Origin of the sequence: Bifidobacterium hominis (genome assembly GCF_040095915.1) — a bacterium.
Taxonomy (GTDB): Bacteria; Actinomycetota; Actinomycetes; order Actinomycetales; family Bifidobacteriaceae; genus Bifidobacterium; species Bifidobacterium hominis.
The window spans coordinates 22,542-29,256 of the sequence record NZ_JBBMFR010000013.1; the positions used below are offsets into that span (position 1 = coordinate 22,542).

5 protein-coding genes are annotated in these 6,715 nt (G+C 55.3%); 3 read left to right on the forward strand and 2 right to left on the reverse strand.

Features of this window, described 5'->3' with window-relative positions:
• Positions 1–308: 308 nt before the first annotated feature.
• Positions 309–1,787 carry an ATP-binding protein gene (locus tag WMO36_RS08130; protein ID WP_250779574.1) on the forward strand — a complete coding sequence of 493 codons (1,479 nt, stop codon included), beginning with the start codon at positions 309–311 and terminating at the stop codon, positions 1,785–1,787.
• 397 nt (positions 1,788–2,184) lie between these two features.
• The gene (locus tag WMO36_RS08135; RefSeq protein ID WP_267471485.1) at positions 2,185–2,307 is read left to right on the forward strand and encodes a hypothetical protein; all 123 of its coding nucleotides are present in this window, start codon (positions 2,185–2,187) and stop codon (positions 2,305–2,307) included.
• Positions 2,308–2,441: 134 nt separating this feature from the next.
• Here the strand turns inward: WMO36_RS08135 and WMO36_RS08140 are convergent, their stop codons facing one another.
• Positions 2,442–3,722, reverse strand: a complete 1,281-nt coding sequence (locus WMO36_RS08140; RefSeq protein ID WP_250779573.1) for an MDR family MFS transporter — start codon at positions 3,720–3,722, stop codon at positions 2,442–2,444.
• Positions 3,723–3,789: 67 nt separating this feature from the next.
• On the opposite strand from WMO36_RS08140, the gene rlmB reads away from it, so the two are divergent.
• A complete protein-coding gene (gene rlmB / locus WMO36_RS08145; protein WP_099571454.1) occupies positions 3,790–4,791 on the forward strand; it encodes a 23S rRNA (guanosine(2251)-2'-O)-methyltransferase RlmB in 1,002 nt (333 codons plus the stop codon).
• Positions 4,792–5,011: 220 nt separating this feature from the next.
• Here the strand turns inward: rlmB and WMO36_RS08150 are convergent, their stop codons facing one another.
• Positions 5,012–6,421 carry a DUF4032 domain-containing protein gene (locus WMO36_RS08150; protein WP_250779572.1) on the reverse strand — a complete coding sequence of 470 codons (1,410 nt, stop codon included), beginning with the start codon at positions 6,419–6,421 and terminating at the stop codon, positions 5,012–5,014.
• Between the last annotated feature and the right edge of the window lie 294 nt (positions 6,422–6,715).

Here is a 6,715-nt window from a genome sequence, read left to right on the forward strand (position 1 = left end):
TTCCTAGACAGGAGGCAAGGCGCAGGCGCGGCAGCACCCCGCTCCGCTTCTTTCCAATCCTTAAATCACATAGCGGGAGGCCGCGGTTCCAAACGGAATCGCGGCCTCCCGCTTTTCGCACGCGCACGCATACACACACGCACCTGCCCTGCCGGCAATATTCACCATTCGCTCCGCGTAATCATGCCAATACATCGTTTTCCACCTAACTTCGCACGAACTTAACAGCAAACTTAACAACTGCGAAGTTGCTGTTAAGTTATGTTAAGCTTGTTGCAAGTAAATGGATTTGCGCCAGGGGGACGGTCATGAACGCAAGTGAACTCAAACATCTCATCTTACAGATGCGTCAAATCGGCAACGATACTCAAACCTGCGAAGTCAAGGAAGCACGTAACAAAATACCTGAAAGCATCACCGATACCCTGTCCGCCTTTTCCAACGGTAACGGAGGCACCATCATTCTCGGCGTATCCGAGAAGGAAGGGTTCACGCCGGTGGAATCCTTCGACGCGCGCGCCATACAGGAAGCGCTGAGCGCCAAATGCGAGCAGATGACGCCTCGCGTACGGCCGACGCTGGAAGTAATTCCCTTTGAAGGCACCAACGTTCTCATGGCGCACATCCCCGCAATGCCACTCAAAGACAGACCGTGCTACATCACCACTAAAGGACGCTACCAAGGGTCGTACATCCGCACCGGTGACGGCGATCGCAAGCTCACCCAATATGAAATCGACCGCCTCATGGAAGAACACAGCCAGCCCACATTCGACGACGAAATTGTGGCGCAGGCCACACTAGACGATCTGAACCACAATCTGCTTTCCCAATTCATCAACCGTCAACGTGAATTGCATCCACGTATTTTCGGCACTCGCAGTGACGAAAACATCACCATCAGCATGCACGTCGCAAAAAAGGACGATGAAGGAACCATCCGGCCAACGCTTGGCGGCCTGCTGGCACTCGGATCATTCCCTCAGCAATTCTTCCCGAGGCTTAATATCACTTTCACCGCTTTCCCAGGTATCACCAAAGCCGAAATAGTGGACGAGAACCGCAGATTCCTTGACGCACAGACCATCATCGGCCCCATTCCTTTCATTATTGAAGACGCATTGAATGCCGTCACCAAAAACATGCGTACCGGAGCTGTAATCGAGGGAGCATTTCGCCAGGATGTGCCCGATTATCCGCGTAAGGCGGTTCGCGAGGCAATCGCCAACGCACTCATGCACCGCGATTACTCGCCAGACGCCCGCGGATCACAAGTGCAGGTGAACCTATATGCCGACCGGCTAGAAATCCTTAATCCCGGCGGATTGTTCGGCAACGTAACCATCGACACGTTGGGCACCGTGGGCATCTCTTCTTCAAGAAACCAATTCCTTTCCAACATTCTGGAAACCACACCATATCCCGGTGGCGGGTATGTTGTAGAGAATCGCGGAACGGGTTACCAAGTCATCGAAGAGCAGCTCCAAGCTGCGCTCATGAATCCACCGAAACCGCTTAACACGTTGACTTTTTTCTCATTGACTTTCAACAAACGCAGAATGACGAAAAGCGAGAAAACCAATACTAACCCACTATCCGTAGAAGAAGCAATCATCGAACTGCTGAGCAAGCGCAGTTCCGCAACTTCAAAGGAACTGTCTGAGCTATCGGGGCTATCCCGTTCGACCATCACCACTCACCTGCGGACCATGATCGCTAACGAAATTGTGGAGCCGACGGAACCGGCGCGCAGCCCAAAACAGCGGTATCGGCTGGCCGGGGAATAACCCATCTCACCAACTTCGTACGAACCCCACCAGCAACCGGCCAACGCACAATGCAGGTAGCATCGGCAGGCTGGCCGCAACAAGCGGACAGACTGACGTCACCGGTTTCGTTCTGCGGCAATTCGAGTCGTTCCGAGCCGAAACACTCCCAAATAACCATCGGAAGCAACGTTATGCAGGCAGATTATTTACATTTTCTTCAAGATGGACCGATGATCATACAATAAAAATAAGGATTACGGAATGACAAACGCATACCGGCGTGCCTATAGTGAGGGCACAACAGAAAAACAACAGAAGAACGAAGAACAAGAGAACAAAGACAGCAGCGACGACCGCGCAACGTGAAGAAGACGGAAGACAAAAGAGACCAGGCGGCCGTCCGAAAGGAAACATCATGAAGAACAACACTTTTGATCAGATCATCAACTCCGACCTCGCCTCCATCGACCCGGGCTTCGGCCAGTTCGCTCTCGCCAAGGCCTCCGCCGACCTGATGAAGAAGGTCCTCAACAAGTAAGACCGCTTCCTAGACAGAAGGCAAGGCGCAGGCGCGGCAGCACCCCGCTCCGCTTCTTTCCAATCCTTAAAACACATAGCGGGAGGCCGCGGTTCCAAACGGAATCGCGGCCTCCCGCTTTTCACGTACGCCGGCTACACCTCCTCAGCAGCGAGATTACGGGCTGCGGCACGTTCACGGGGACCGCGTGTCACATAGAAACCAATCGCCACAATCACGAACATCACCGTGCAGCAGGTCCACAGCACGTGGCTGCCGAACGCGTTCAGAATCCAACCTCCGACAAGCGGCGAGAACGCATTGGACAGCGACCACACCAGGTTGTACAGGCCCTGATACGTGCCGCGCACATCCTTTGGCGCGATGTTCGCCACCGTCGTGGCGGCAATCGGGAACGTGCCAAGCTCGCCGAGAGTCCACAACACGGTCGCAATCGCAAATGTCACCCACGAATCGGCGCCGATTTGGAACGCGTAACCAACCGCCGTGATGGACATGCCAAGCACCAGCACACGGGTGTTGCTCATCCGCTGAAACAACGCGATCGCTGGAATCTGCAGCAAGCACAGAATGCCACCGTTGATGGTCAGCAGGCTGGAATATTCGTCCGTGCCGAGCCCAATCTGCGTCATGGAGATCGGCAGGCCGCTGACGATCTGGTAATACGCCAGCGTGTACAGGAACATCAGCACCACCATCGACATGAGCGCTTTGTCGGCGCACGCGCGACGATAGCTACGCCATATGGAGAATTGCTGCGATTGGGTAGTTTGTGAAGTTTCAGAACGTTCCATAGGTTGTTTCACGACGCGTTTCACAAACCGTCCGGTAACGCGCACACCCAATCCAGCTTCCTTGAAGAACACCATCATCAGCAACGTGGCGAACACCAGCACCGCCGCTTCCACATAGAACATCAGCGAATAGGAAATCTTGACAAGCTGGTTGGCGATGATCGGCCCGATCGCAAAACCGAAATTCACAGCCCACGTCTGCAACGAATACGCGCGCTTCTGCTTACGGAACGGGACAACGTCGGAAACGTACGCCGAGACCGCGGGCGTCGGCATGGAGGAAATCACACCGTATATCAGCAACGCAATCGCCATAATCCAAGGATCGCCGATAAAAGCCAGCAAAACCAGCATCGCAGCGGAACCCAAGTTGCCGATGACAATCATCGCAGGCCGCCCGAATCGGTCAGACAACGCGCCACCGTACAGGCAGCCGAAAATGCCACCGAAACCGTACATGGAAACGATGGTGCCGGCCACGCCCGCGCTCACATGCATGTCGGAAACAAGATACATGGAAAGGAACGATGTGACGAAACGGCCCATCCACAGGATGAGCAACGTGACCCACAAACCCCAGAACATGACGGGCAAACCAAAAAACTCTCTTCTTTTCTCCATTCCATCCATCATATCGGTTAGGAGCGAAGCAGCCGTTTTTCCCGGGGTGCTGGGACAATAGGCAGTTATGGCAATGAAAAAAGGACCGACCAAGGGGTCGGGTGGAAAGCATCGTAACTCGCTGAGGGGCAAGGGACCAACTCCCAAGGCCGAAGACCGGGTGTATCACAAGGCTTACAAGGAAAAGCAGGCTACCAATCGCCGTAAGATGGCGGATCCGCGGCTGGCAGCACGCCGTCGCGCGGCAAAGTTCAGCTCGGAATCCGATGATCTCGTCATCGGCCGCAATGCCGTGCTCGAGGCGCTGCGCTGTGGTGTGCCCGCAAGCACGCTGTATGTGGCCGCGCGCATCGAGCACGACGACCGCACGCGCGAAATCATTCGCCTCGCCGGCATTCATGGGCTGAACCTTATGGAAGCCGACCGTTTGGAAATGGATCGCATCGCACGCTCCTCCAACCATCAGGGCGTGGTGATGAAGGCGCAGCCGTTCCAGTATTCCTCACTCGCCGAGCTGGTGGAACGCGCCGACAAGAAGTCCCGCGCCATGGAAGCGGCCAACTCCGCAAGCGCACGCATTGCGGCACGTCCGCTGTTCATCGCGCTTGATGGCGTCACCGATCCGCAGAATCTGGGTGCGGTCATCCGTTCCGCAGCCGCATTCGGCGCCAACGGCGTGATTCTGCCGGAACGTCGCTCCGCTTCAGTCACCGCAGCCGCATGGAAGGTGTCCGCAGGCGCAGCCGCACACATGCCGGTCGCCCGCGTGGTAAATCTCACCAAAGCCATTGAAAGCCTGAAGGAACGCGGATACTACAGCGTCGGCCTCGACGGTGGCGGTGACGCCCTCGTTGGCGAAACCGGTTTCGAAACCGACCCGCTGGTCGTAGTGCTCGGTTCCGAAGGCAACGGCTTGAGCCGTCTCGTACGCGAGGCATGCGATTCCATCGCAGGCATTCCAATGTCGAACATGGTCGAGTCACTGAACGCTTCCGTCGCAGCAGGCATCACGCTGTATTCCGTCGTACGTGCCCGCCGCGAAGCCGGTGCCGCAGCCGACGCGAAGTAGACAACGCGCAAAGCAACAGCAAGCACAGCGAAACTGCGGAAGCAAACACGGCAAAGCAGCACGTCTGAAATGATTATGAGCGGATAGTCCATACGGATTATCCGCTCATTTGTTATGCAAGTCTGTACTTGGATTGATTCTGGGCTTACCGCAGACCCACTCCCCCGCCATCGCCTCGTCTCAGGGCACATTGGAAAAAGCTCCACTGGAGCTTTTTCTATCAATGTGCCCATACAGCTGCGTCGGGATCGTCGTCGGGGTTGTAGCCGTCGTCGGGATCGTCGTAGGTGTATTCGTCGTCGATCACACCGGAATCGGCTTCGGCGTTCAACGCGTCCACATCCTTCGTGGTGAGCTTGTACTGCGGAAGCACCTTCTCCACATAGCTTTGCACAGCCTCGGCCATCGGCACATCATGACCCGCCTTCTCGGCCAGGAACCAACGGTGGTCAAGCACCTCATGGAAGAACTGCGCCGGTTCGATCTGCGAACGGTATTCGCGCGGAATCATGCGCACGGTCGGCTCGAACACTTCACGCATCCAATCGGTGGCAACAATCTCAAGATCCTCACCATCACGCCATGTGGAAGCACGGTAGGCGTCCAAATCGTTGAGAAGTCGACGAGCCTGATTCTCCTGCACATCAAGACCAGTCAAACGCAGCAGCTTACGATTCGCATAACCGGCATCGACCACACGCGGACGCACCAGCACACGCTTGCCATCCTCAGCGGTCTTCATCTCCAGCTCATCCACATCAAAACCAAGCTCATTTAGCTTGTTAACGCGCTTCTCAATCTTCCACATCTCATCCGGACCGAACTTGTCGGTATCAGTCAGCGCGCTCCACAGCGAATGATAACGATCCACCAAACGGTTGCCGATCTCAATCTCATCAACACCGCTCGGCAGCAGCGAACCGGACGAAAGATCCATCAATTCGCCAATAATGTTCGTACGAGCCAAATCAACATCGTACTCGCGCTGGCCTTCCGTCAGATTAATCTGCAGATCACCGGTTTCCGCATCAACCAAAAATGCGGAGAACGCGTAGGCATCACGCAGGAACAACACGTTCGACAGCGACACATCGCCCCAATAGAAGCCGGCCAAATGCAAGCGCACCATCAGTACAGCCAGTGCGTCAATCAGTCGTTCCGCGGTATCAGGGCGCAGATTACGCGCGAACAGCGCACGATACGGCAGTGAGAACTTCAAATGCTTGGTAACAAGAATCGCTTCCAGCGGCTCGCCTTCACGGCTATGACGGCCCGTGACCACGGCGATCGGCTGCACGGTCGGCAGTTCCAGCTTCTGCAGGCGACGCAGCAGCTCGTATTCTCGTTCCGCCACATTGCGCGTGATTTCCTTCATGGCGTACACTTCGTCACCCACGTGCACGAAACGCACCACGTGCCTGGAAATACCACGCGGAAGATTGGCCAGCAGGTCTTCCGGCCAAGTAGCCAGCGGCTTTTCCCACGGCAGGGTGAACATCTTCGGATTCGAGCTTGCGGCGGTGATTTTCAGCGCCTGCGGCTCCGGAGATTGTGCGGCCGGATCTCCGGCCTGCACGGAAGTTGCTTTCAGCACACGGGGATCCATCTGTGGCAATTCAAGAGATTCCATAAATCAACAATTTACCTGTTGACCTACCCGAAGAAGCGAGCATGGACGAATCCGTTTCACCTGCCGATATTTCATTCATCGATATGCGATAATCATCATTGAAATTCCAATGTCGCATTTCATTTGAGATCTCACCATTGCAAACTCAATAATAGAATCTCACTACAGGAAAACAAATTTCACTATTGCAGATACAACAAAAGAAGCCCCGCACCAACTGAACTGCGCCCCGTTTGTTGGACGTTGTTAATTAGGATACAGCCCTAGACCGCGAGGGACATGCTCCGGAACTCC

Excerpts from the sequence above, each read along its gene's own strand:
- WMO36_RS08130 (WP_250779574.1), top strand. The coding sequence starts at position 309 with ATGAACGCAAGTGAACTCAAACATCTCATCTTACAGATGCGTCAAATC.
- WMO36_RS08150 (WP_250779572.1), bottom strand. The coding sequence starts at position 6,421 with ATGGAATCTCTTGAATTGCCACAGATGGATCCCCGTGTGCTGAAAGCA.
- WMO36_RS08140 (WP_250779573.1), bottom strand. The coding sequence starts at position 3,722 with ATGGAGAAAAGAAGAGAGTTTTTTGGTTTGCCCGTCATGTTCTGGGGT.
- WMO36_RS08135 (WP_267471485.1), top strand. The coding sequence starts at position 2,185 with ATGAAGAACAACACTTTTGATCAGATCATCAACTCCGACCTCGCCTCC.
- rlmB (WP_099571454.1), top strand. The coding sequence starts at position 3,790 with ATGGCAATGAAAAAAGGACCGACCAAGGGGTCGGGTGGAAAGCATCGT.